This window comes from Pseudoduganella sp. GW821-FHT12E03, assembly GCF_058807115.1.
Genome location: NZ_JBXAQJ010000017.1, coordinates 64,700 through 89,893, shown reverse-complemented (window position 1 = coordinate 89,893; position 25,194 = coordinate 64,700). Strand labels below are relative to the sequence as shown.

The following is a 25,194-nucleotide window of genomic DNA, read 5'->3' as shown; positions in this document are numbered from 1 at the left end:
CGGAAACCGCCCTACAGCTGATTAGTCATCGCAGCTTCTCGCTGCTATCATACGGCGGGCCGGATTGTCTCCGGCCCGTTTGCTTTTCTGACAATTGGTTTTATTGCTGATGTGATACATACAGTTACATCCGTCAAGACCGAGATTAGGTAAGCTGGCGGCTCGTTTTTTCGTTTCCTCCAATTCCGTTAGACGCAGTGCAGAAGGTTCGTCATCTTGCTCCAGCCCAGCCCATCCCCCGCGGACGATCACCACGCGCACTCGCACGATGAGTACTGCCATGCCTGCGGCCAGAAACTGCCTGACCGCAATGCCGGCTATTGGGGACCGAAAAAACACAACCGCGTCGGCGTCGGCATTTCCATCGCGTTGCACGTGGCCTTGCTGGCTTACGTGCTGTTTGCTCCGAGCAGCCGCATCGTCCTGAAGCCGCCCGCGAAAGAAGGGGAAATGGTGTGGGTCGCGCCGCTGGCGGACAAGCCCAAGACGAAGCCGGCGCCAAAGCCGGAACCGAAAAAATCCGAACCGGTGCGCGAACAGCGCGTGGCCAAGGCTGTCTCGAAACCCGCGCCCGCCGCCCCGCGCCAGGAAGTCTATGTGCCGCCGGTGCAAGCGCCGATGAAGACCATCACGCCGGTGCAGGAAGAAGATATGCAAGCGCGGGTGGAAGCGGCCCGCAAGCGCCGCGCGCAGGAAAACCCGCAACCGCAGCAGGCCGAGCCGGAAGAATCCGAAGCCCAGCGCGCTTCCCGCGTGGCGCGCGCCAACATCATGGGCGCGCAGGGCCGCAACGCGGCCGGCGAGCGCGAAGAAACCGGCGGCGTGTTCCAGGTGCTGAACCGCACATCGCTCAGCGCGGACTTCAAGTTCCGTGGCTGGAATACCAACTTCAAGCGCCAGTGGCTGCAGCAATACCACGTCGAAGTGGGCGCCGACCCGGACATTGAAACCGCCGTGGTGCGCAAGATGATCGAAGTGATCCGCAAGGAAAAGCCGGGCGAGTTCGAATGGGATTCGCAGCGCCTGGGCCGCACCATCAAGATGAATGCGAGCAAACCGTTCCAGGCAGAACTGGAAGCGTTCCTGATGAAAGAAATCTTCCCTGAATACCGCCGCGCGCGCGGCTAAGACCACCATGACAGGTTATTCCGGCACGCCATTGGCAAAGAAACTGGGCATCCAGGCCGGCAGCGAAGTGCTGGCGCCCGATGCGCCCGATGGCTACCGCGACTGGCTTGCGCCGCTGCCGGACGGCGTGCGCTTTGTTGCCAAACTGTCGTTTGCCACCGACGTGATCCACGTGTTTACCACCAGCGCTGCGGTGCTTGCCGAAGCGCTGGCGCAGGCCCGCGCCGCGATGCGGGCCGATGCGATGGTGTGGGTGTCCTGGCCGAAAAAAGCCAGCAAGGTGCCGACCGATATCACGGAAGACACGATCCGGGCGCTGGCATTGCCGCTGGGGCTGGTTGACGTGAAAGTGTGCGCGGTGACGGACACTTGGTCCGGCCTGAAACTCGTGATCCGCAAAGAGTTGCGTGAAAAATAATGATGTTGTAGTTGTGGCCTTTTTCTGGCCTTGACATCATTTCAGTAATGTTCTGCCGCTATAATCGCCCAAATTTTCCGCACTGAACTTTGCTTATCCCTCTGAACGATGAACATCACCCTGATTTCTTTTGTCGTGCTCTACCTGCTGGGCACGCTGGCGCTGGGCATGTGGGCCGGTACCCGCATCAAAAACACCACTGACTTCGCTGTGGCGGGCCGCAGCCTGCCCCTGATCATGGTGGTGACCACCACGTTTGCCACCTGGTTTGGCGCGGAAACCGTGATGGGGATTCCCGCCAAATTCGTGCAGGGCGGTTTGGGCGCCCTGATTGAAGACCCGTTTGGCGCCGGTACTTGCCTGATCCTGGTCGGCATATTTTTCGCCGCCAAGCTGTACAAGCTGAACTTGCTGACCATTGGCGATTTTTACCGCCAGCGCTATGGCAAGGGCATTGAAGTGTTTTGCTCGGTTGCCATCATCTTGAGTTACCTGGGCTGGGTCGCCGCGCAAATTACAGCGCTGGGCCTGGTGTTTTCCGTGCTGACCAATGGCGCCATGTCGGAAACCGCCGGCATGATCGTCGGCACCCTGGCGGTGCTGATTTATGTGGTGGTCGGCGGTTTCCTGGCTGTGGCCTGGACCGACTTCATCCAGATGATCGTGCTGGTGCTGGGCCTGGGCGTGATTGCCGTGTTTTCCGCCGACCTGGCGGGCGGCGCCGGCACGGTGATTTCCATGGCCAACGAGCGGGACTTGTGGAAATTCTTGCCGGAGCCGAGCTTCACGGAAATGGCCATGTTCATCGGCGCGGCCGTCACCATGATGTTCGGCAGTATTCCGCAGCAGGACGTGTTCCAGCGCGTGATGTCGGCCAAGGATTCCAATACCGCCCGCACCGGCGCCATGATTGGCGGCGCCAGCTATATCCTGTTTGCGTTCGTGCCGATGTTTATCGTGGCGTGCGCCGTGATCGTCATGGGCGAGCAGGGCATGGAAATGGCGAAAAACGATTACCAGCGCCTGTTGCCGACGTTCGTGCTGACCAAGATGCCGCTGATCATGCAAATCCTGTTCTTTGGCGCGCTGCTGTCGGCCATCAAGAGCACCTCGTCCGCGACCCTGCTGGCGCCGTCGACCAGCTTCGTGGAAAACATTCTGAAGAACCTGCGCCCGGAAATGGGCGACAAGCAGCAATTGCTGGCGATGCGCGCCTCGATCGTGGTGTTTGCCGCAGTGGTGCTGACCTATGCGATCGCCATGAAAGGCACGCCGATTTACGACATGGTGTCGTCCGCGTACCAGGTCACCCTGGTCGGCGCGTTTGTGCCGCTGGTGATGGGCCTGTACTGGCGGCGCGCCACCACGCAAGGCGCGATCGTGTCGCTGGCGGCCGGTATCGGGACGTGGGTTGTGTTCTTCCCGCAGCTCTCCACCTTTGGCGAACACTTCCCGGGCCAACTGGCTGGCTTGCTGGCGGCGTTTATCGGCATGATTGCGGGATCGCTGGCGCCGCAGGTGCTGCGCAACCGCAGCGATGCCAAGAGCCATGTCAAAGGGATGGCGTAAATCGTGTAGGGTGGCTTTGCAAAAGCCACCCTACGGAATTGGCGCCACCGCGTGCCGGTATTACGCGGCCTTTAATTTGCGCGCGATATCGAGTGCAAAGTACGTCAGCACCCCATCGGCGCCGGCGCGCTTGAAGGCCATCATCGATTCCATCATGACCTTGTCGTGGTCGAGCCAGCCGTTTTGCGCGGCCGCCTTGATCATCGCGTATTCGCCGGACACCTGGTAGGCAAACGTCGGCACCTTGAATTCGTCTTTGACGCGGCGCACGATGTCCAGGTACGGCATGCCCGGTTTCACCATCACCATGTCCGCGCCTTCGGCGATATCGAGCGCGACTTCGCGCAGCGCTTCGTCGGTGTTGGCCGGGTCCATCTGGTACGTATTCTTGTCGGCCTTGCCCAGCGCGGCGGCGGAACCGACCGCGTCGCGGAACGGGCCGTAAAACGCCGACGCATACTTGGCGGAATACGCCATGATGCGGGTGTGGATGAAACCCTTGTTTTCCAGCGCTTCGCGGATCGCGCCAATGCGGCCATCCATCATGTCGGACGGGCCGACGATGTCCACGCCGCATTCGGCCTGGGTCAGCGCCTGGCGCACCAGCATGGCCGTGGTTTCGTCGTTGAGGATCGAACCCTTGTCGTCGACCGTGCCATCCTGGCCGTGGCTGGTGTACGGGTCCAGCGCCACGTCGGTCATGATGCCCAGTTCCGGGAAATGTTTTTTCAGCTCGCGTACGGCGCGCGGAATCAAGCCTTCCGGATTGGTGGCTTCAATGCCATCGTTGGTTTTCAGCGACGGGTCGACATTCGGGAACAGCGACAGCACGGGAATACCCAACGCAACGCACTCTTCCGCCACCTTCATCAGCAAGTCCACCGAGACACGCTCGACACCGGGCATGGTCAGCACGGGTTCGCGGCGGTTGGCGCCGTCCAGGATGAACACTGGATAGATCAGGTCGCCGGCGGTAATGACATTTTCACGCACCATGGCGCGCGAGAAAGGATCGCGGCGCATGCGGCGCATGCGGATCAGAGGGAAGTTGCTGTTGGTGGGCATTGAGTCTCCTTCAGTAGGGTATCAGGCGTCGTCGTCAGGGCTATCGATGGCGTCAACATGCGCGGCCGCGTCGTCCTCGTCGAGGCCGGCCAGTTCCGTGATCTTGGCCGTGGCTTCTTCGATGCCGATGCGCTTGAGGGCGGAAAACAGTTGGACGGTGAACGGGAAACCTTCACCGTCTTCATCGACGTAGCTGTCCAGCCGGGCTTTGGCCTGGCGCAGCGCGTTGGTGGCGTCGTTGCGGGTCAGCTTGTCAACCTTGGTCAGGATGCAATGGATCGGCTTGCCGGTCGGGGCGAACCATTCCAGCATTTGCACGTCGAGGTCGGTGAACGGGCGGCGCGAATCCATAATGAGGATCAGCGCGGCCAGCTGCTCGCGCTGCTGCACGTAGTCGCCCAGCAGGCGCTGCCAGTACAGCTTGGTGTCGCCGGACACTTCCGCGTAGCCGTAGCCGGGCAAGTCCACGATCATGCAGCGGATTTCATCGACTTTGGTTTCATCCTTGCGGTGCATCGCCACGTGGGCGCCGCCGATCGAGAAGAAATTGATGTGCTGCGTGCGGCCCGGCGTTTTCGAAGCGAACGCCAGCCCTTTCTGGTTGCACAGGGTGTTAATGGTGGTCGATTTACCGGCGTTGGAGCGGCCGGCAAAGGCGATTTCAGGCACCGTCGTCTTTGGCAGGTCGCGCAAATGATTGACGGTGGTAAAGAAGCGGGCTTGCCAGAGTTTGGACATGGGATGGGCAGAAATGCAACAAGGGAAGGTATAACGCAGAAAAGCTATTGTACAATAAGGGGTTACGAATTGTTGTTATGCATAAAAGCAATAAGCAGCGTGCTGATATATAAGCCGCTGACAAAGCAATCCAACCATTTTTTTCACTTGTCTCAGGGTGTTTGAATGAATCGTGCGTTTTCCGTGAAGTCTTTGCTTGTCGCAGTTCTTGCCATTTCGGGCGCCGCTTCGGCTGCCGAGCATGCCGCGGCCCCGGCCAAAGCCGATGCCGCCAAAGGCGCCACCCTGTATGCCGACGGCGACAACGCCCGTGGCTTGCCAGCTTGCGTGTCGTGCCACGGCGCCTCCGGCAATTCCACCATTGCCGCCAACCCCAAGCTGTCCGGCCAGCCGGAAGCCTACCTGTATAAACAGCTGGTGAATTTTGCCGGCCCGGCGCGTAACAATCCCGTCATGACGACGTACGCGAAAATGCTGACGGACGCGGAGATGAAGAATATCTCCGCTTACTTGTCGACGCAGGCGCCGAAAGCCGGCGCCGCCAAGAACAAGGACACGATCGAGCTGGGCAAAAAGATTTATCGCGGCGGCATCGCCGAGAAAAACGTGCCAGCCTGCGCCTCCTGCCACGGCCCTGCGGGCGGTGGCATTCCAGCACTGTTCCCGCGCCTGGCGGGCCAGCACCAGGATTACACCTCGGCGCAGTTGACCGCGTTCCGTGGCGAAGGCCGTAAAAACAGCGCGGAAATGACCACCATCGCCAAGCGCCTGTCCGATGATGAAATCAAGGCGGTGTCGGATTACGTGGCCGGCCTGAAGTAATTCCGGGCGCAGGTCCCCTCAAAAAGCGGTTACCGGGAACGGGGCCGCTTTTTTGTTTTTAAGCCGGGCTTAAGGACTTTAGCGGGGATGGGATATCAGTGTTATTCTCCGCCGGGCACCCTGGCCGCCAATTAATTTGAGATAGTTTTCCGCATGAGCACCACCAGCACCGCCGGTATTACCCTGAAAACCCGCCGCCCGGCATTCAATCACTTCGTCGAACTGCTGTCGTCGATGCGTTTTGCCATCGCCGTCCTGGTGGTGATTGCCATTGCCGCCGTGATCGGCACGGTGATGCAGCAAAACCAGCCGATGGGCAATTACGTCAACCAGTTCGGACCGTTCTGGTTCGAAGTGTTCGACAAGCTGGGACTGTACTCGGTGTATTCCGCGTGGTGGTTCCTGGTGCTGATGGGCACCCTGGTGACGTCGACCACGCTGTGCATCGTCCGCAATACGCCGAAAATGCTGCGCGACATGCGCTCGTGGCGCGAACAGGTGCGCGAGCAATCGTTGTGGAATTTCCACGACAAGTCCGACTGGCATTCGCCATTGCCGCGCACCGCGCTGGCGCAGCAAATGCTGCAGCGCTTGGGCCATGCCGGTTACCAGGCCAAGCTGGTGGAAAAAGACCACGCCACCCTGGTGACCGCCAAGCGCGGCGCCGGCAACAAGTTCGGCTATATCTTTGCCCACGCGGCCATCGTGATTATCTGTATCGGCGGGTTGCTCGATTCCGATATCCCGATCCGCATGCAGGAATGGTTCCTCGGCAAGAAACCGTTTGGCGGCAGCGGCCTGATTGCCAAGATTCCCGCCGAACACCGTCTCAGCGTCGCCAACCCGACCTTCCGCGCCAATACCGCGATTCCCGAAGGCCAGTCCAGCAACACGGCGATCATTCCCCGCGCCGATGGCGTGCTGATCCAGGAATTGCCCTTCACTATCGAACTGAAAAAGTTCAACATCGATTTTTACAGCACCGGCATGCCGAAGCTGTTCGCCAGTGAAGTGGAAGTGCGCGACCACGAAACCGGTGAAAAGGTCAAAGCCGTCATCGAAGTGAACAAGCCGCTGATTTATAAAGGCTTGGCGGTGTACCAGTCCAGCTTTGAAGATGGCGGCACCAAGCTGAAGTTGAAGGGTTACCCGATGACGGGGACCGGCACTGAATCGTTTGCCTTTGAGGGCGATGTGGGCGGCTCGACCAAGCTCAGCGATGAATACACGGTGGAATGGTCGGGCTTCCGTCCGTTCAACGTGGAAAACGTGGCGACCCAGGATGCGCGCGCCGTTGCCAAGGGTGAAAAACTGGAAGACAGCTTTGCCCGCGGCCTCGACAAGCAGCTGGGTTCCGCCGCGAAAAACGCGCACAACAAGGATTTGAAAAACGTCGGCCCAAGCGTGCAATACAAATTGCGCGACAAGACCGGCCAGGCCCGCGAATTCCAGAATTACATGCAGCCGGTCAGCCTGGAGGGCGTGACCGTGTTCCTGGCCGGCGTGCGCGCCAACCCGAACGACCCGTTCAGCTACCTGCGCATTCCCGCCGACGACAACCACACGGTGGGCGAATGGATGCGCATCCGCGCCGCCTTGCAGCAGCCGGAGTTGCGCAAGCTGGCTGCGGAACGCTATGCGCGCCGCGCCATGCCGGCCTCCGGCGCGCAGGGGACCAACCCGGACGCCTTGCGCATGCAATTGCAGGAATCCGCCCTGCGCGGCCTGACCCTGTTTGCCGGCGATGGCACGGGCGGCGCCCAGGCCGGCTTCATTGCGATTTCCCGTTTCCTGGAAAAAGTGCCGGAAGCGGAGCAGGGCAAGGCAGCCGACATCTTCATGAAGATCTTGAACGGCAGCATGTGGGAACTGTGGCAGGCCGCCCGTGAAAAGGCGGGCTTGGCGCCGGTGGAAGGCGATGAAACCCATGGCCGCTTCCTGCAACTGGCGACCAATGCGCTGTCCGACAGCTTCCTGTATGGCGCACCGGTGTTCCTGCAATTGGATGAATATACGGAAATCAAGGCGTCCGTATTCCAGGTCACCAAGTCGCCCGGCAAGTCCGTGGTGTACCTGGGTTGCCTGTTCCTCACGCTGGGCGTGTTCGCGATGTTTTATATCCGCGAACGCCGGTTGTGGATCTGGATCAAGGATGGCAATGACGGCGCCAGCCATGCGCTGATGGCGATGAGCACCCAGCGTAAAACCCTGGATTTCCATAAGGAATTCGAGGAATTGAAGCAAAAGCTGCCGCAACCGGCGTAAGCTGGCGGCAGAGGTTTCGGAGACAAAGAAATGGACATCACCCAGAACAACATGGCGGCGCAGACTTATACGCAGACGCCCGGATACTTTAAACGCCAGGGCCCGCTGGACTGGCTGTTCGCCGTGGCCCTGCTGGCGGGCGCGCTGTTTGCGCTGAACCGCTACAGCGCCTACATGGACATGTATGAAAAGGTCATCCTGATCGCGTCGGCGCCCGTGTTTGCCGCGCTGGGCTGGGCATGGAAACCGGTGCGCTGGCTGATCCCGCTGACCTTCCTGCTGGCGCTGGGCGCCATCGGCCTGTATGGCGGCAGCCTGGACAACGCCAACCAGAAGTTCTGGCTGAAATACATGCTGTCGAGCCAGTCCGCGATTTTGTGGATGAGCACGTGCGTGTTCCTGTCCACGCTGTTTTACTGGATCGGCCTGATCGCCCGTTCCGGCATGGGTTTCACGGTCGGATCCAAGCTGTGCTGGGCCGCCGTCATCCTGGGCTGGACCGGCATGCTGGTGCGCTGGTACGAGTCGTACCTGATCGGCGCCGACGTCGGCCACATCCCAGTGTCGAACCTGTATGAAGTGTTCATCCTGTTTGCGATGATCACGGCGATGTTTTACCTGTATTACGAAGAGCATTATGCGACCCGCCAGCTGGGCGCGTTCGTGATGATGGTGATTTCCGCCGCGGTGGGATTCCTGCTGTGGTACACGGTGTCGCGCGATGCGGCCGACATCCAGCCGCTGGTGCCGGCGCTGCAAAGCTGGTGGATGAAAATCCACGTGCCGGCCAACTTCATTGGTTACGGTACCTTTGCGCTGGCGTCGATGGTGGCGTGGGCTTACCTGCTCAAGTATGAAAAAGTCCGCACCCTGTGGATCGCGCTGGTCATTGCGCCGATTGCACTGACGGCGGTGGCATGGGGCGTGGCGTATGCCGTGGGCGCTGGCGAAGCCGTCATGAAGGGGATGGTGACGGTGACCCGCTTCACGGCCGTGCTGGCGGTGTTGTTCTCCGTGACGAATCTGCTGCGCGACCGCCTGGCGGACCGCCTGCCGGCCGGCGAGGTGCTGGAAGACGTGATGTACAAGGCGATTTCCGCCGGTTTCGCGTTCTTCACCATCGCCACCATCCTGGGCGCGCTGTGGGCGGCCGAAGCATGGGGCGGCTACTGGTCGTGGGACCCGAAAGAAACCTGGGCGCTGATCGTGTGGCTGAACTACGCCGCGTGGCTGCACATGCGCCTGATGTCGGGCCTGCGCGGCAAGGTGTCGGCCTGGTGGGCATTGGTCGGCTTGCTGGTCACCACGTTTGCCTTCCTGGGTGTCAATATGTTCCTGTCCGGTCTTCATTCCTACGGGAAGCTTTAACAGGGCTTTCAGAAAACAGGTGTAAGGTTCTGAGGAATTGTCCGACCAAGCTCAGAACCCGCCTCTTTCTGGAGTAGCCATGTTGATCAAGCGTAGTCCCAACGGCATCGACTTGCCGTTCCCCTCGGAAATCACCCCGCGCGATGTCTATGAATCGCGCCGCACCTTTATCCGGCAACTGGCGGTTGGCGCGATGGCCGGCGGATCCCTGCTGGAAATGGCCAACCGCGAAGCCTTCGCGCAAGGCGCCGCCCGCGCCAAGTTGCCCGGCAAAGCCAATCCCGCCTATATCGCGCTCGATAAAATCACCGCGTACAAAGACGCCACCACCTATAACAACTTCTATGAATTCGGCACGGATAAAAGCGATCCGGCGGAAAACGCGCACACGCTGATCACCCGGCCGTGGACCGTGGCCATCGAGGGCGAAGTCAAGAAACCGATGACCCTGGACCTCGACCAGTTATTAAAACTGGCGCCGCTGGAAGAGCGCATTTACCGGCTGCGCTGCGTGGAAGGGTGGTCGATGGTGATTCCATGGACCGGCTATTCGCTGTCTGAACTGATCAAGAAAGTCGAGCCGACCGGCAATGCGAAATACGTGGAATTCGTGTCGCTGGCGGACCGCAAGCAAATGCCGGGCGTCGGCAGCCGCGTGCTGAACTGGCCGTACGTGGAAGGCTTGCGCATGGACGAAGCGATGCACCCGCTGTCGCTGCTGACCCTGGGCATGTATGGCGAAGTCTTGCCGAACCAGAATGGCGCGCCGGTGCGCATCGTGCTGCCGTGGAAGTATGGCTTCAAGTCCGCGAAATCCATCGTAAAAATCCGCTTCGTCAAAGACCAGCCGCGCACCGCGTGGAACGTGGCGGCGCCGTCGGAATATGGGTTTTATTCGAACGTGAACCCGGAAGTCGACCACCCGCGCTGGTCGCAGGCGGCCGAGCGCCGCATCGGCGAAGACGGGTTCCTGGCGAAGAAGCGCAAGACCTTGATGTTCAACGGTTATAACGACGTGGCGCCGCTGTACGCGGGCATGGATTTAAAACGGTACTTCTGATGAACCTGTCGAATCCCTCGGCGCGGCAGGTCACGGCCATCAAGGTGGCCGTGTTTGTCCTGTCTCTGCTGCCGTTTTTTAAACTGATCTGGCTGGTCGCCAACGACCGGCTGGTGGAACCGCTGCAATACATCACGCGCGCCACCGGCGACTGGACCCTGTACTTCCTGTGCATCACGCTGGCCGTGACGCCGCTGCGGCGGCTGTCGAAGTGGAACTGGGTGCTGAAATTGCGGCGCATGCTGGGGCTGTATGCGTTCTTTTATGCGCTGCTGCATTTCACGACCTTCCTGTGGTTCGACCATTTCTTTGATGTGGCGGAAATGCTGAAGGATGTGGTGAAACGCCCGTTCATCACGGTCGGCTTCATTGCGTTCGTGCTGCTGATCCCGCTGGCGGCCACCAGCACCAATGGCATGGTGCGGCGCCTGGGCGGCAAGCGGTGGCAGCTATTGCACAAGGCGATCTATGTGATCGCGCCGCTGGGGATTTTGCACTTCTGGTGGATGAAGGCGGCCAAGCACGATTTTTCACAGCCGATCTTGTTTGGACTGATCGTGCTGGCGCTGCTGGGCGTGCGCGTGCTGTGGGCGCGCGGCAAGGCAGCCACGGGACGGCATCCGGCAAGTGTTGTTCGTTAGCAATTGTTAAAGTCCCTTTTGATTGCGTATCGTCGTTGCCTGGTAAATAATTCCGGGTGGCAATAAATTATTCAATCAAGGGGACGTTGATGCGACACACTTTTTCCGCGCTGGCCTTCAGCCTGTGCGCCGCGGCGCCGATGGCGCAAGCCGCGACTTACTATGTGGATGCGGTGGCGGGCAGCGACAGTAATTCCGGCCTGAGCAGCACTACCGCGTGGCGCTCGCTGGACAAGGTGGCGCAGGAAAGCAATAACCGCAAGGTGCGCAAATCCGGCTTCGTGGCGGGCGACCAGATCCTGTTCCGGCGCGGCCAGACGTTCCCGTCGGCGTCGTATCCCGTGATCCGGGTGGCGGGCACGGCAGCGGCGCCGGTGGTGCTCGATGCGTGGGGCAGCGGCGACGCGCCCAAGTTCGACAATACCGCGCCCAACATCTATGACCTCGTGATGAAGGTCGATGGCAAATATGCGCTGCTGCGCAACCTGGCCTTCATCAAGTCCAATCCCGCCAATGTCACGGAATTCGGCGCGTACATGGCCGGTACCGGCCACCGCATCACGGCCTGCGATTTCTCCGGCGTGGGCATCGGCGTTAAACTGCAAGGCAGCGGCCACCGCGTCGATGCGTCGGCATTCCACGACTTGACGATGGTGATCAACGATACCGCCAACCGCGACAATGATTACGGTGCCATTGGCGTGCTGGTGGCGGGCGCCAGCGATATCAATGTGGACCACAACCGCTTCGAGCGGCTGCGCGCGGCCAGCCCGGATTACGGGGTCGATGGCTCGGCGCTGGAAATCTTCAACGCGGCCACCCGCGTGCGCTTCTTCAACAACGTGGTGCGGGAAGTGGCGGCGCTGACGGAAATCGGCGGCAGCGTGCCGACCGATGTGGTCAGCGATATCGTGTACCACCACAACCTGGTCTTGAACGCCGACAGTATCGGCTACTTCCACAACAACGCGGGCAATACGACCTTCGGTGTGGGCGTGAAGAATGTGCGCTTTGAGCACAATACCTTCAGCAAGACGTCGGACGCGTATAACACGTGGCTGCTGGGCTTCGGCGTGCCGCCCGCCGCCAATGAATTCTTCTTGCGCAATAACATCATCGAGCACCGCAACAGTTCGGGCCTGTTCTATAACGCGGGCCAGCTGGTGCACCAGTCCAACCTGTATTGGCTGACCAATGCGAACTTCGGCGATCCGGGCTTTGCGTTCACGGCGACGGAATTGTCCGCCAACCCCTTGTTCCGGAATCCGGCCGGCGGCGATTACCGTCTGAGCGTGGGCAGCATGGCGGTCGATCGCGGACAGGCGCTGGGGTATGCCAGCGACCTGGATGGGCTGGCGATGCCGGTCGGGAATGGGCCGGACTTGGGGGCGTACGAGCTTCGCTGAGCCAAGACAACGCAAGGCGTAAAAAAAAATGGGAGAATGCCTGTTGAAATAAAAAAAATTAGAATTTGTAAAAAAAAATGAGAACGCTAGGCTATGAGTTTCTGAGGCAATCATTGCGGCTCAGTGCATTCCCACTGAAGCGCCCAGCGCGAGAATTCGCCGTCACGAAAGTTGCCCCTACAGAAACCAGCCTGGCTGTTCCATCCCATGTGGCGCCGGAAGACGATGATCCTGTATCGCACATATTGTTCGCATTAAAGCACGAAGGTACGAACTTACAAGTATTGTCAGAAGCGCTGCCGCTGATCGATGCCACTGCCATCAGAGCCCGTTTGATGGATGCGCCCAACAGCGCTTACGTACGCTTGTTGTGCTACCTGTGGGAAGCATTCAATGGGCGGCAGTTGGAGAATATTCCGGCTATTGGTGGCGCCAACGTTCCCTTATTTGATCCTGAAAAGTACGTCACTGCGCCGCCTGTGCGCAACGCCCGCTGGCGGGTGCTTTTCAATGGCCTTGGCAGTTTGACGTATTGCGTGACAGTGGAGCGGACTCCCGGCGTGAGGCTGGCGCTGGCTTCCGATCTGCTTGGCCGTGCAGGCGAATTCCTTGCTTCGCTGGACACCGTTGCAATGGACCGCGCACTGGCCTGGGCATATTTGCATGAGACGGAGAGTTCGTTTGCAATTGAGCGTGAAGCGCCGACGCAGGATAAGGCATCCGCTTTTATCGCCTTGCTACACCAGGCACACGAACCCCGTGCACTGGATGAAGATTACTTTGTCGAACTGCAAAATACGGTCATTACCAATCCTTACGAAAAGGCTGCCGCCTATCGTCACCAGCAGAACTGGCTCCAGGGGCCGTTGAAAGGCGCGGCCGGCATCAGTTATGTGCCGCCATCACCAGAGCTGGTACCTGAGTTAATGAGGGAATTGGTGGGGCTGGTACTGTCCACGCAAAGGACCGTTGATCCGCTGGTGGTTGCCTCCATTGCTTCATTTGGTTTTGTTTTTATTCACCCATTTATGGATGGGAATGGCAGGTTGTCACGCTTCCTGTTCCACCATTCGCTATGTCAGTCAGGCAAGCTGGCAAGAGGGCTGTTGCTGCCGGTTTCAGTTGCAATGAAGCGCAATGAACAAGAGTATCTGGCTGCCTTGCAGCAATTTTCCATTCCGGCGAGGGAGCGGTGGAAAGTATTGTGGGTAGACGAAGGACGCTATGCGTTTGAATTCAAAGGCAGCGCATCGATATACCGCTACTGGGATGCGACGGCTTGCGTTGAATTTGGGTATCGCATGGCTGAACAAGCGCTGGAAATCGATTTGCGGAAAGAAACGGAATTCCTTGCCCGCTATGACGCTGTTTTTAAAGCAGTCGACGCACAATATGATGTTCGGGGGAGCGACTTGGCAACGCTCGTGCGTTGTTGCCTGGAAAACGATGGCCGGTTGTCTAAAAACCGGCGCAAGCAATATCAGTACAGGATTCCTGCGGAAGTCCTGGATGCAATAGAGCAGGTGACTCAGGTCATCTTGTCAGGAAGTGATGCGGACGACGACACAATCTGATTTTCCAGTTGTGCCAGATACGTGGCTGCTTCCGCCAACTGGTCTTCACTGAATACCGCAATCCCCGCCTCGCGCAGCAAATCGGCCGTCACCCCGGCGCCGGCCACGGTTTGGCCGCTGAAGCTGCCATCGTAGATTAGCGTGGAGCCGCAGGACGGACTGCCTTCCTTCAGGATGGCGATGCGGAGGCGTTTGCGCTGCGCCAGCGCCAAGGCCTGGCGCGCCCCGTCGATGAATTCGGCGGAGACATCGTTGCCGCCGGCTTCCATGACGGCGGACTGGCCGGCCAGCACGCTGGCGCCGCCCGACCCGCCACGGATTTCCGCCGGCGGCCGGGGCGTCGGCAAGCCGCCCGCCACTTCCGGACAGAAGGGTACCACCCGGCCTTGCGCGATCCAGCCCTGCAACAGGGCGTGATCGCAGCGCTTGCCCGCCCCGTCGTAACGGACGGGATTGCCCAGCAGGCAGGAACTGACCAGGATGGCTTCCATTGGCATGACGGGATGCTTATTTGATCACGGATTCCAGCGCAAACAGGTCGGCCGGATTTTCACGCTGGCGCACCACGTGTACCTGGGTGCCGTCGACAATCAGTTCCGCCGCGCGGCCACGGGTGTTGTAGTTCGACGCCATCGTCATGCCATACGCGCCGGCCGTTTTCATAGCCAGCAAGTCGCCCGCCGCCAAAGACAGGGCGCGGTCGCGCGCCAGCCAGTCGCCGGATTCGCATACCGGACCGACCACGTCATACGTCGCCACCGCGGCAGCGCTTTGCACCACGGGCTGCATGTCCATCCATGCCTGATAAAGGGCTGGGCGGGCCATATCATTCATGGCTGCGTCGACGATGCAGAAATTCTTTTCTTCGCCGTGCTTGATGAATTCCACGCGGGTCAGCAACACACCGGTGTCGCCCACGATGGAGCGGCCCGGTTCGAAGCACACCTTGATCGGCTTGCCGGCGTGGCGTTCCTGGCGCCAGGCGTCGATGCGGGCAAACACGCGGCCCAGGTAGTCGCCGACCGGCACTGGCGCGCTGTCTTCCTCGTCGCCGTAATCAATGCCCAGGCCACCGCCCAGGTCCAGGTGGTGCAAATGGATGCCGTCCGCGTCCAACTTGTCGATCAGCTCGATCAGGCGGTCCAGCGCTTCCAGCAGCGGCGCGTCGTCCAGCAATTGCGAGCCGATGTGGCAATCGATACCAGCGACATCCAGGTGCGGCAGCTTGGCGGCGGTGCGGTAGGTTTCCAGCGCGTCCGTGTACGCCACGCCGAACTTGTTGGCTTTCAGGCCGGTGGCGATGTACGGGTGGGTCTTGGCGTCGACGTTCGGATTCACGCGCAGCGACACGCGGGCTTTCTTGCCCAGCGAACCGGCCACCTCGTTCAGGCGGTGCAGTTCCGGGATCGATTCCACGTTGAAGCACAGGATCTCGTGTTCCAGCGCCAGGCGCATTTCCGCCACGGTCTTGCCGACACCCGAGAAAATCACTTTCTTCGTATCGCCACCCGCCGCAATCACGCGCAGCAATTCACCGCCGGACACGATGTCGAAACCGGCGCCGCGCTGCGCCAGCAAGTTCAATACGGCCAGGTTGGAGTTGGCCTTCATCGCATAGCAAACCAGGGCGTCGCGGCCGGCGCAGGCGTTTTGGTAGGAATCGAAATTGGCCAGCAGTTGGGCCTTGGAATAGACGTAGGTCGGGGTGCCGTATTGTTCGGCGATGGCGGCCAGGGACACGCCTTCGGCGTGCAGCACGCCGTCCTGGTAAGAGAATTGCGACATAAATTATTGTTGGGATGCGGGAGGTGTGGAAGGTACCGGAGCGGAGGGAGGCGCTACGCCGGGCTTGCCTTGGGCGGGTTGGCTTTGAGCAGAGGCTGGCTTGGCCGGCTGTTTTGGTAAGTACAGCGGGCCAGTCTGGCCGCAGCCCGCCAGCAGGGCGGACAAGCAGGCCACCGCAGAGATGTGCAGCGCTAAAGTGGACTTCACGATTAAAATCAGGGTTTGACAGAAGATCTTGGAGTGTAGCATGACCGAATCAGAATTTTTGGACGTGGCCGACGCCACCCTGTCCGCCATTGAAGGTGCGCTGGACCGCTTGTACGAGCAGGACATGGTCGACGTCGAGTGCAGCCGCAGCGGCAATGTGCTGGAAATCGAGTTTTGCCACAACGGTTCCAAGGTCATCGTCAACAGCCAGGCGGCGATGCAGGAAATCTGGGTGGCGGCCCGTTCCGGCGGTTTCCACTACAAGCGCGTGGATGGCAAGTGGATTGATACCCGCACCGGCAAGGAGCTGTTCCAGGCGCTGTCGGATATCACGACAGAGCAGGGCGGAGCCCCGGTCGTGGTCAGCGAGCAGTAACCAACAAGGGTGCGGACAGCACCCTTGTTCTTTTCCGGCATATGTCATCAATTGCCAAGTGATTGTCGCGCGCTGCGCAGCGGCGCCGCCTGCTTTTGCTGCACCATACCGCATAACAGCAGTAGCCCGTCGCCAGCCCCGTTCAAGGCTGGCATCGATAACGTTCAGGAGATAACGATGACAGATTCCCCGTTCGTACCATCCCGCCGCGCCTTGCTGGGCGGCAGCCTGGCCGCCGTGGCCGCCGCCGGCCTGGACAGCCTGTCGCGCACGGCGCTGGCGCAGGCGGCCAGCACCGCCGCGGCGCCGGCCGCCCCGGCCGCCAAGCCACTGCCTGCATTTGCTGCCTGGAAAGATAACAGCGTCATGATCGTGCATGGCGCCAACGCGCTGGAAACGCGTCGTGGCGCGCTTGGATCCAGCATCATCACGCCGGCCGACCGGCTCTATGTGCGCAACAACCTGCCCGCGCCGGACGCGGCCATCCTTGCCGACCGCGATGCCTGGATGGTCCAGGTGGAGGGCGTGAAACATCCCCGGGCGCTGAGCGTGAAGGAATTGAAGGGCATGGGCCTCGATACAGTGGCCATGGTGCTGCAATGCTCCGGCAATGGGCGGGGCATGTTCCCCAGCAAGCCCAGCGGCAGCCCGTGGCAAGTGGGGGCCGCTGGCTGCGTGCTCTGGAGCGGGGTGCCGGTGCGCGCGGTGGCCGAAGCGCTGGGCGGTCCGCTGGCCGGCCTGAAATACATGACGGGTACGGGCGGCGAAAAGCTGCCGGAGGGCATAGACCCACGCACGCTGGTGGTGGAGCGTTCGGTGCCGTTGGAAGCCATGGGGGACGCCCTGCTGGCCTGGGAAATGAACGGGGCGCCCATTTCGCTGGCGCACGGCGGCCCGCTGCGCCTGATCGTGCCGGGTTATACCGGCGTGAACAACATCAAATACATCAAACGCCTGGCGTTTACAGCCGAGCAGAGTGAAGCGGCGATCCAGCAGCACGGTTACCGCATGACGGCGCCGGGCCAGAAAAGCGCCGCCACCGATCCGTCGGTGTGGGAAATGGGCGTGAAATCGTGGATCAACGGCCCGTTGCCGGACCACGGCACGCTCGCCGCCGGTCCGTGCGTGGTGCAGGGCGTGGCGTTTGGCGGCCTGCATGCGATCAAACGGGTGGAAGTCTCTGTGGATGACGGTAAAACCTGGCAGGAAGCGCGCCTGGTCGGCCCGGACCTGGGCCGCTACGCCTGGCGCCAGTTCGCACTGCCGGTCAAATTGCCGGCCGGTAGCCACACGCTGCTGTCCCGTGCGGAAGACAGCAAAGGCAACCGCCAGCCGGAAATGCGGGTGGAAAATGCCCACGGCTACGGCAACACCAGCTGGCGCGATCACGGCGTGAAAGTGACGGTGGCATGATGGGCGTGAAACGATGGTTGGCCGCCGCAGTGCCGCTGCTGGCGGCCTGCGCCGACGCGCACGCGGCCAAAGCCGAGGGCGATGCCGCGCTGCTGGAAAAGGGCAAGCGCCTGTTCACGCAAGACGCGGCGCCGCCCTGCATGGTGTGCCATACTTTGCGCCACGCCGGCGCCGCGGGGGAAATCGGCCCGAACTTGAATGAAATGGCGCCGGACGCATCGCGCGTGGAAAAGGCGGTGCGCAACGGCATCGGCGTCATGCCGCCCTTCAAAATGAGCGAGGCGGACTTGAAGTTGCTGGCGCAGTATGTAGCGACGGCGAGCCGGTTGCCGTAGCAAGCCGATGTCCCGGCCCCGCGTCAGGGACCTGCTAGACCGCGTGATGCCAGCTGAGACCGTACCCGATGACGCGTGGCCCGAAAACGAAGTGCAGGACACGGCGGCGACTGTGTCCTGCGGACTTCGCGGAGGCGTGCAAGAGCAGCGGCCGCATGACCAGCGCACCACCCCGGTCGCACAGGCATGCAACTTCGCCTTCCACTTGCCGGGCATGCACGGCGGCTTCCGGCCGCACCACACCTCGCATGTGCGATCCGGACACGACTTTCAAAGGCCCGTCCAGCTCGCCGCACGGATCCAGGTGAACGCGGACCGCAATCAATTGCTCCAGAAGCGCCACCGGGGCTTGGACAAACAGTTGCCCCTCCTTCTCCGACCAGCCTCGCAGGTTGGAATCGGATACACGCGACGCCACGGGAATGCTGAGATCCTGGTGCACCGGGACCAGCCAGTTCCGGTCCGTCGATTTTTCAAAATACGTGCATTGCACCGCTACATGCCCTGCGGGAATCAGCTCGGCCAGCCGGGCATGTTCGCGCAGCCGCTTTGACAGCGCAGCACACCACGGCTCGGCAAGAAAACAGCGCGCGCCGCTCTGGATCGCACTGTCCCGGACGGTTTCCGCGAGCGATTCGCACTCCATGGCGGGCACCGCGTCCGCGACAATTTCGTAGCCTCTGGATTGAAACGTGTCGATGCTCATGTGCCTCCAGTCACCTTCCTGAAGCGCACGATGGTGACCTCGGCGTTGGAGTCGATAGGTTTGAACGCTTCCACCATGAGCTTGAGCGCACCGTCCTCCCCAAAACCACCGGTGCCGGCACCGATGATGGGAAAGGCCACGCTGGCGTAGTGATGCTGGTTGACCAGCGCCATCGCCGACACCACCGAGTCTTGTATCGATTGCGCCGACGAGCGCCACCACATGCTGATGCCGGCCACATGGATGATGGCTTGATAGGGCAGGCGGCCGGCGCCAGTCTGGACCGCGCCGCCAAGCGGAATCGCGCCCATCCCGCCCAGTTCAAAAAACGGCTGCAACCCGGCCCGGCGCTTGATCGCGCCGGAAATGCCTTGCGGGATCAACAGCCACCAGGGAATGATGTTCCTGTTCCAGGCGTTGACGATCACGTCGGCCTGTTGGTCCAGCAGGTCGCCGTCGACGATGGTGGGAGTGACCATGGGGGGCTCGGTTGGCTGATTGGAATGGGGGGACTGGTCAGCCGTGGCGGCGGTGCCGCCACGCCCACCAGATGGCATGGATCGCCAGCACCAGCCCAAGCACTTTCAGGCTATTGCCGATGCGAACGTCCTGCGCCAGCATACCCCAGCGGCTGAAAATTTCCAGCCAGTCGTGATCGCCGCCGCCAACCAGGGGGAGTTCGCCGGCGCGGGCGTCTTTCATGTAGCGGCCGACATTCATCAAGTTCTCGCCCAGCCACAGCAACGAGCCGGCCCAGCCTGCAGCTTGCCGTTCACGCCAAAAGTAGTGGGCAAAAACCATAGGAAACAACAGCTGGAATATTGTTCCACCATAGACGCCCAGGCGGCTCGACAGCAAACCCACAATCGGATGACCCGCCTCGTGCAGCGCCAGGTTGGCGTTGTCGAGCAGGAAAACCCAGCTGTCGGCGGTCAGGAAGTGTTGCCAGGTTATCCAGATTGCCGCGAGCGTCAGCGCCATCGCTGCGCCGGTGGGAATGGGGATCCAGTAGACCTCGTCGTTGTCGGGTTGGGAGCTCATCATGTTATGACCTAATCGCCGAAGGCAAATAAGGCGCCGAGCACCTTGTCCTGACGTAGACGAACCGTGCAGCTGAACTTGCCAAGCGAGCCGTAGTCGTAAACATGGGCGACGTTGGCGTGTGGTGATGCCACTTTAAAGCCCAACTGACTGGCCCGCTGCTGGAGGAGGGCAGTTGGCATGTCTGGTTGAAGTTCGTCGCAATATGCCTTCAGCGTAAATGGCCGGGTAATCAGGGGCCAGAGTAGTACGCCAACAAATGCCAGCACGATCAGGCCGAAGGCGATGTTGAGCCATTTGCGGATGGGGGAGAGTGCCATAGCATTGATCGGGCGCCGTTAAGCCGTCGGCTGGAACGTGTGGTAGTCACATTATGCATTGCAATGACGGTCTTGGTTACTACGGCGCCCGCAACAAGGCATCAGCCTGGAAGGCGGCATTGATCGGCGCGCCGCCATACCGCTTCACAAGGAAAACGAAGCCATATCGTATGCCACGCATTGCGGTTGCCGCCACCCTGCATGTTCACGAATTGCGACGGCGACACATGCGCCTCATCGCAGGTGATTTTTTCTCCGACAACTCGGGCATAGTAGGTGGTGCCAAGGAATGACTGCCGCAGCATGGTGCCATCCGGGAGGAATAGTTGTTTCCATTGATAGCCACGCTCCTTGGAAATATCAAGGATTGCTTCTGGAGGGCTGGGCACCGGGAATGTCCCGGTGTTCCAGTCCCGCAGTATGGCGAAAATCAGCTCCTTCGTTCTGGGACCGATCCTCTGTTCGTCAGCGTGCTTGGTCAGTTTTTCAAATACGTCTTCGGGAACGTCCAGGTACACAGTATGGGGTGCCATCACATACCTCCCGCTAAAATGGACTAAACCACATTAAAGTGATCGAAAACAACCTAATCACCGCTACAAATCCAGCCATTCGCTCTAGAACGCTCTACGAGTTCTCGTTGGGCTGCAATTCTTAGAGTGTTTGCGAGCAGAGTAGTTCGACTTCCAGGGATTTAGATGGGTTTAGTGGGCAGAGGAGGAGCTAGGTGTTTAAGCGCCTGCGGAGTAAATGTGTTCGCCGGAACGGGCCTGCATGCTGCGGCCGACAGTAACACCGGTGAGTGATGGTGGCCACTGATTGCCGAAAACAGGGCGCCGGTGCACACGATCGGCTTCCCAAGATAGGGGCGCAAGCGCTGATATGCATTGTTTTTACCTGCCAATATCAGCTGTATTCGCGTGACGCTGGGGACCGCCGGCTCGGCGTCATCGCTCCCGCCAGCTACGCAAAATGGCTTTCGTGGCGTGACAAAAAAATAAGTTGCTGGCGCATCGCCGCGGGCAATACTTTCGTAATTCGGCTGCTCTGGAAATGTATGGCGGGTAAGCGTTCCATGCAGCGTAACGCCACCGGAATACTCCAGGCATGGAGACGCCATCGCGGCATTGTAGCCGAACAGGAAAATGGCGGCGAGTCGTCTCACTTTTGGTTGGCGCTATGACATGAAAGGGACTTGCGCATTTTACATGCGGCCGGAGCCGCATTGTCGGATGGTCACGTTGGCCGAATGGTCAAGCCATATTGGCCTGATTCGGCCTGTCATACCACACCCCATATTTATCACCGAGCCAAATATGCAAACGGAACAGATAGCCATTGGACAGCATGATTAACCCTCCGATGAGGGCTGGCTCATTAATCAGGCCAAGAATGCAGAATAAAAAGCCGAAGACGTGGGAAATGACTTCAACGTTAATTGCGGCATTCCTGGTTGGGCGCAAGCTAAAGAAATTTAATGCGAACAGCCATTTCAGGGCCACGGGAAGATTTTGCCAATTGTTTGATGCTTTGCTCATCACGAATTTCTCCTGGTTGAGAGTTGGGATATCAACTTCAAGCACTGACGCCAGGCATTTCAGTGATTCCAGGCTAGGACTGTGGCCGCTTTCAATCCGCTGAATGGTCCGGACACTCAGCCCGGACATTTGCGCGAGTTGTTCTTGAGACAGGTGGCGGCTGAGGCGTAGTTGCTTGAGAATCATTGATGACCCCGATGTGAGTGAACCATGATCATTGCGTGTTGCCTCGGGTGGCGGTTACGACAGCGACCCGACATTGAGCCGACACTCAAGTAACAGGCGTGAAAAACGCAGGTCGTGCATTACCGCGACATTGTTGATGAACCGGTGCGCGTCAGCACATCCGTGTCGCTCAGTGGTTCGGCCTGCCGATCACTTCGGCTCCGACTGAGTACGATATTTTTGGCGATCCGGGTTATAGAATGCGAAGCCAGCAGGCGCGACCTCCAGTGAACCGTTCAAGCCTGCAGCCTGCAGTACGCGCTTCACATCGTCCAAATCCTCCGGGTTATTGAATTTGAGCGTATATCGCTTCTTCAAGATGTCTCCGTAGTTTTTGTCAATGTGTTCCTCGGCAAAGACAACATCAATCTTTCCATTCATCGAATGAATATGAATATCGTGGTCGATGGCATAGGTTCGAATTCGCCAAGGCGTAGCTGGGGTTATCGAAAACTGGATCGTATCCTCGACGGCAGTCGAGGATCTTTCAATGTTAGCTTTATAGCTGCTCTCGGTGGTGAGCATCGCTATGACCAAGACTAGTTCATTCATCGCAGGCACGGCAAATATCAGAACAACTCATTCTTAACCGCATCCTTCGCCTTCTCCTCCGCCGGTGTTCCCCGCGAAGCGCCCTCTAAACTCTGTACCCCCATCCCCGGCGGATTCTCCGCGTAGTAATACTCCCCATCGACCACCATCATGCCCTCCGGCACCGGCCGCTCCTCGATCGGGATGTTCTTCAGCGCCTTTTGCATGTAGCCGATCCAGATCGGCAGCGCCAGGCCGCCGCCGGTTTCCTTGTTACCGAGGTTGCGCGGCTGGTCGAAGCCGATCCAGGCCACGCCGACCAACTTCGGCTGGTAACCGGCGAACCAGGCGTCGATCGAATCATTGGTGGTGCCGGTCTTGCCCGCGATATCGGTGCGCTTGAGCGACAGCGCCTTGGTGGCGGTGCCGTATTTGATGACGTCCTTCATCATCGAATCCATCAGGAAGGCGTTGCGCTCGTCGATCACGCGGTTCGACGGATCGCCGGCCTTGTCTGGCGAGGCTTGCGACAAGACTTTGCCATTGGAGTCGGTTACCTTGGAAATCAGGTATGGCGTGACTTTATAACCGCCGTTGGCGAATACGGCGTAGGCGCCGGCCACCTGCAGCGGCGTGACCGCGCCGGCGCCCAGCGCCAGGGTCAGGTATGGGGGATTCTTTTCCGCCTCGAAGCCGAAGCGGGTCGTGTATTCCTGGCCGTATTTCGCGCCGATGCGGTGCAGGATGCGGATCGAAATCATGTTTTTCGACTTGGTCAGACCCCGGCGCATTGTCATCGGGCCTTCATATTTGCCGTCGTAGTTCTTCGGTTCCCACGCCTGGCCGCCGGTCTGGCCCGCGTCGAACGAAATCGGCGCGTCATTGATGACGGTCGAGGGCGACAGGCCGCGTTCCAGCGACGCCGAGTAAATAAATGGCTTGAACGACGAGCCGGGCTGGCGCCATGCCTGCGTCACGTGGTTGAACTTGTTGCGGTTGAAATCGAAGCCGCCCACCAGGGCCTTGATCGCGCCGTCTTCGGGCGACGCCGACACGAACGCCGATTCGACTTCCGGCATTTGCGTGATTTCCCAATCCTTGCCTTCCTGGTGCACGCGGATCACCGCGCCACGGCGGATGCGTTTATTCGGCGCCGCTTTTTCCGTCAGCCACGAACGGGCCGCTTCCAGCCCTTCGCCGACAATCGTGATTTCCTCGCCGGACGCGGTCACCGCCACCACCTTGGTGGGCGACACTTGCAGCACCATGGCCGCCACGATGTCGTCACTGTCCGGGCGCGCCGCCAGTTCGGCTTCAATCGCCTCGTCGGCTTCTTCCTTGTTGGCCGGGATATCGATATACGCTTCCGGGCCACGGTAGGCGTGGCGCTTTTCATAGTCCATCACGCCACGGCGCAGCGCCAGGTAAGCGGCGTCCTGATCCGCCTTGGTAATGGTGGTGAAGACGTTCAGGCCGCGCGTATACGTATCTTCCTTGAATTGTTCATAGACCAGCTGGCGCGCCATTTCCGCCACATATTCCGCATGTACGCCGAAATCGCTGCTGTCGGTCTTGGTTTTCAGCTGTTCGGCTTTCGCGGCCGTGAACTGGGCCGTCGTGATATAGCCCAGGTCATGCATGCGCACCAGGATGTATTGCTGGCGGGTGCGGGCGCGTTTCGGATTGACCACCGGGTTGTAGGCGGACGGGGCTTTCGGCAGGCCGGCCAGCATGGCGGCTTCGGCCACGCTAATGTCTTTCAAATTCTTGCCGAAATAAATCTGGGCGGCGGAAGAAAAGCCGTACGCGCGCTGGCCCAGGTAAATCTGATTCATGTAGACCTCAAGGATCTGGTCCTTGGTCAGGTTCTTTTCGATTTTCCAGGCCAGCAGCATTTCATAAATCTTGCGCTTGAAGGTCTGTTCGCTGGAAAGGAAAAAGTTGCGGGCGACTTGCTGGGTGATGGTGGAGGCGCCCTGGCGCGCGCCGCCGGTCGCATTGTGGAACGCCGCGCGCAGGATGCCGGTATAGTCGACGCCACCGTGTTCATAGAAGCTGCTGTCCTCGATGGCCAGCACGGCTTTTTTCATGACGTCGGGGATGTCCTTGATGCGCACCAGGTTGCGGCGTTCTTCGCCGAACTCGCCGATCAAGACGCCGTCGGCGGAAAAGATTCGCAGTGGCATTTTCGGACGGTAATCCGTCAGGGAATCCAGTTCCGGCAAATTGGGATACGCCAGCGCCAGGCCGAATACCAGCAACAGCACGCCGGCCAGCACCAGGCCGGCCACGGAAGCAATGAGGGTAAACAGCAGGCCGCGCGAGCGGGCCGGATTATCGTTGGCAGCAGTGGTCATGCAGGTAATCTTTCTCTTGACGATCGGGCCATTATAAGCGAGGCCAGATAGCTTGCGGCGTGCTTAACAGTGCGACAATAGCCGTGAAATATTTACTATGAGCAACTAAATAAGTGAGTTGAATTCATGGCTACAGAGTGGATTTCAAGTGTGGTGCCGGGTGCACAAATGAGCAATTGTGCATGGCAGAAATACCTTTACACTCTCTCAGCGTTATTGCTAGCATCTGATGTACCGTCCCGTTTTTACCCTCAAACGCCCTCAACCGCAGGTATCAAATCGAGTCTCCTTATGCGATCAACAACG

General features: G+C 59.9%; 27 protein-coding genes. 13 read left to right on the top strand and 14 right to left on the bottom strand.

Annotated elements, in window-relative coordinates; genetic code table 11:
- The first annotated feature begins 216 nt into the window (after positions 1-216).
- From AC1RRC_RS30900 to AC1RRC_RS30890, 3 genes are all read left to right on the top strand, one after another.
- A complete protein-coding gene (locus AC1RRC_RS30900) occupies positions 217-1,128 on the top strand; it encodes a cell envelope integrity TolA family protein (protein ID WP_493059626.1) in 912 nt (303 codons plus the stop codon).
- 7 nt (positions 1,129-1,135) lie between these two features.
- Complete coding sequence (locus AC1RRC_RS30895) at positions 1,136-1,546, top strand: DUF3052 family protein (RefSeq protein WP_493059624.1); 411 nt, start codon at positions 1,136-1,138, stop codon at positions 1,544-1,546.
- Between the two features lie 108 nt (positions 1,547-1,654).
- The gene (locus AC1RRC_RS30890; protein WP_493059622.1) at positions 1,655-3,115 is read left to right on the top strand and encodes a high affinity choline transporter 1; all 1,461 of its coding nucleotides are present in this window, start codon (positions 1,655-1,657) and stop codon (positions 3,113-3,115) included.
- Positions 3,116-3,175: 60 nt separating this feature from the next.
- On the opposite strand, the gene hemB is transcribed toward AC1RRC_RS30890, so the two are convergent.
- Together hemB and yihA are read right to left on the bottom strand one after the other, a co-directional pair.
- Entirely contained in the window at positions 3,176-4,180 is a 1,005-nt protein-coding gene (hemB, locus tag AC1RRC_RS30885) for a porphobilinogen synthase (RefSeq protein WP_493059620.1), read from the bottom strand.
- Positions 4,181-4,201: 21 nt separating this feature from the next.
- Positions 4,202-4,918: a ribosome biogenesis GTP-binding protein YihA/YsxC gene (yihA, locus tag AC1RRC_RS30880; protein WP_493059619.1), complete on the bottom strand. Its 717-nt coding sequence runs from the start codon at positions 4,916-4,918 to the stop codon at positions 4,202-4,204.
- 165 nt (positions 4,919-5,083) lie between these two features.
- Between yihA and AC1RRC_RS30875 the strand changes: the two genes are divergently transcribed.
- The 7 genes from AC1RRC_RS30875 to AC1RRC_RS30845 all read left to right on the top strand — a co-directional run bounded on the left by AC1RRC_RS30875 (position 5,084) and on the right by AC1RRC_RS30845 (position 14,054).
- Positions 5,084-5,740: a c-type cytochrome gene (locus AC1RRC_RS30875; RefSeq protein WP_493059618.1), complete on the top strand. Its 657-nt coding sequence runs from the start codon at positions 5,084-5,086 to the stop codon at positions 5,738-5,740.
- Positions 5,741-5,893: 153 nt separating this feature from the next.
- Entirely contained in the window at positions 5,894-8,005 is a 2,112-nt protein-coding gene (locus AC1RRC_RS30870; RefSeq protein ID WP_493059617.1) for a cytochrome c biogenesis protein ResB, read from the top strand.
- 30 nt (positions 8,006-8,035) lie between these two features.
- Positions 8,036-9,373, top strand: coding sequence for a c-type cytochrome biogenesis protein CcsB (gene ccsB / locus AC1RRC_RS30865; protein WP_493059616.1), 1,338 nt, complete (start codon positions 8,036-8,038; stop codon positions 9,371-9,373).
- Positions 9,374-9,452: 79 nt separating this feature from the next.
- On the top strand, positions 9,453-10,433 hold the full coding sequence (gene msrP, locus AC1RRC_RS30860) for a protein-methionine-sulfoxide reductase catalytic subunit MsrP (protein ID WP_493059614.1): 981 nt from the start codon (positions 9,453-9,455) through the stop codon (positions 10,431-10,433).
- Positions 10,433-11,074, top strand: coding sequence for a protein-methionine-sulfoxide reductase heme-binding subunit MsrQ (gene msrQ / locus AC1RRC_RS30855; protein ID WP_493059613.1), 642 nt, complete (start codon positions 10,433-10,435; stop codon positions 11,072-11,074). Before msrP ends, msrQ begins: the two co-directional genes overlap by 1 nt.
- A gap of 89 nt (positions 11,075-11,163) precedes the next feature.
- Positions 11,164-12,480, top strand: coding sequence for a choice-of-anchor Q domain-containing protein (locus tag AC1RRC_RS30850; protein WP_493059612.1), 1,317 nt, complete (start codon positions 11,164-11,166; stop codon positions 12,478-12,480).
- Between the two features lie 77 nt (positions 12,481-12,557).
- Positions 12,558-14,054: a Fic family protein gene (locus AC1RRC_RS30845; RefSeq protein ID WP_493059611.1), complete on the top strand. Its 1,497-nt coding sequence runs from the start codon at positions 12,558-12,560 to the stop codon at positions 14,052-14,054.
- Here AC1RRC_RS30845 and AC1RRC_RS30840 read toward each other — a convergent pair.
- Genes AC1RRC_RS30840 through lptM form a run of 3 tightly spaced genes read right to left on the bottom strand, consistent with a single transcriptional unit; the run spans position 14,009 to position 16,088 of the window.
- Positions 14,009-14,545, bottom strand: a complete 537-nt coding sequence (locus AC1RRC_RS30840) for a 2-thiouracil desulfurase family protein (protein WP_493059663.1) — start codon at positions 14,543-14,545, stop codon at positions 14,009-14,011. The genes AC1RRC_RS30845 and AC1RRC_RS30840 overlap by 46 nt on opposite strands.
- 16 nt (positions 14,546-14,561) lie before the next feature.
- The gene (gene lysA / locus AC1RRC_RS30835) at positions 14,562-15,839 is read right to left on the bottom strand and encodes a diaminopimelate decarboxylase (RefSeq protein WP_493059609.1); all 1,278 of its coding nucleotides are present in this window, start codon (positions 15,837-15,839) and stop codon (positions 14,562-14,564) included.
- A gap of 3 nt (positions 15,840-15,842) precedes the next feature.
- A complete protein-coding gene (gene lptM, locus AC1RRC_RS30830; protein ID WP_493059608.1) occupies positions 15,843-16,088 on the bottom strand; it encodes an LPS translocon maturation chaperone LptM in 246 nt (81 codons plus the stop codon).
- On the opposite strand from lptM, the gene cyaY reads away from it, so the two are divergent.
- From cyaY to sorU, 3 genes are all read left to right on the top strand, one after another.
- Entirely contained in the window at positions 16,087-16,422 is a 336-nt protein-coding gene (cyaY, locus tag AC1RRC_RS30825; RefSeq protein ID WP_493059607.1) for an iron donor protein CyaY, read from the top strand. The two genes, lptM and cyaY, sit on opposite strands and share 2 nt — an antisense overlap.
- 177 nt (positions 16,423-16,599) lie before the next feature.
- On the top strand, positions 16,600-17,835 hold the full coding sequence (gene sorT, locus AC1RRC_RS30820) for a SorT family sulfite dehydrogenase catalytic subunit (RefSeq protein ID WP_493059606.1): 1,236 nt from the start codon (positions 16,600-16,602) through the stop codon (positions 17,833-17,835).
- Positions 17,835-18,170, top strand: a complete 336-nt coding sequence (sorU, locus tag AC1RRC_RS30815) for a SorU family sulfite dehydrogenase c-type cytochrome subunit (RefSeq protein ID WP_493059662.1) — start codon at positions 17,835-17,837, stop codon at positions 18,168-18,170. Before sorT ends, sorU begins: the two co-directional genes overlap by 1 nt.
- A gap of 34 nt (positions 18,171-18,204) precedes the next feature.
- Here the strand turns inward: sorU and AC1RRC_RS30810 are convergent, their stop codons facing one another.
- From AC1RRC_RS30810 to AC1RRC_RS30770, 9 genes are all read right to left on the bottom strand, one after another.
- A complete protein-coding gene (locus AC1RRC_RS30810; RefSeq protein WP_493059604.1) occupies positions 18,205-18,876 on the bottom strand; it encodes a phytanoyl-CoA dioxygenase family protein in 672 nt (223 codons plus the stop codon).
- Positions 18,873-19,355, bottom strand: a complete 483-nt coding sequence (locus tag AC1RRC_RS30805) for a macro domain-containing protein (protein ID WP_493059602.1) — start codon at positions 19,353-19,355, stop codon at positions 18,873-18,875. Before AC1RRC_RS30805 ends, AC1RRC_RS30810 begins: the two co-directional genes overlap by 4 nt.
- A 37-nt stretch (positions 19,356-19,392) precedes the next feature.
- The gene (locus AC1RRC_RS30800; RefSeq protein ID WP_493059601.1) at positions 19,393-19,920 is read right to left on the bottom strand and encodes a hypothetical protein; all 528 of its coding nucleotides are present in this window, start codon (positions 19,918-19,920) and stop codon (positions 19,393-19,395) included.
- Positions 19,921-19,928: 8 nt separating this feature from the next.
- Positions 19,929-20,237, bottom strand: a complete 309-nt coding sequence (locus tag AC1RRC_RS30795) for a hypothetical protein (RefSeq protein WP_493059599.1) — start codon at positions 20,235-20,237, stop codon at positions 19,929-19,931.
- Between the two features lie 101 nt (positions 20,238-20,338).
- Positions 20,339-20,770, bottom strand: a complete 432-nt coding sequence (locus AC1RRC_RS30790) for a hypothetical protein (RefSeq protein WP_493059597.1) — start codon at positions 20,768-20,770, stop codon at positions 20,339-20,341.
- 161 nt (positions 20,771-20,931) lie between these two features.
- Complete coding sequence (locus AC1RRC_RS30785) at positions 20,932-21,402, bottom strand: DUF4431 domain-containing protein (protein WP_493059596.1); 471 nt, start codon at positions 21,400-21,402, stop codon at positions 20,932-20,934.
- Between the two features lie 88 nt (positions 21,403-21,490).
- Positions 21,491-21,961 (bottom strand): helix-turn-helix domain-containing protein, encoded by a 471-nt coding sequence (locus AC1RRC_RS30780; protein ID WP_493059595.1) that lies wholly within the window; start codon positions 21,959-21,961, stop codon positions 21,491-21,493.
- Between the two features lie 189 nt (positions 21,962-22,150).
- Positions 22,151-22,525 (bottom strand): hypothetical protein, encoded by a 375-nt coding sequence (locus AC1RRC_RS30775; RefSeq protein WP_493059594.1) that lies wholly within the window; start codon positions 22,523-22,525, stop codon positions 22,151-22,153.
- Between the two features lie 44 nt (positions 22,526-22,569).
- Entirely contained in the window at positions 22,570-24,888 is a 2,319-nt protein-coding gene (locus tag AC1RRC_RS30770) for a penicillin-binding protein 1A (RefSeq protein WP_493059593.1), read from the bottom strand.
- Between the last annotated feature and the right edge of the window lie 306 nt (positions 24,889-25,194).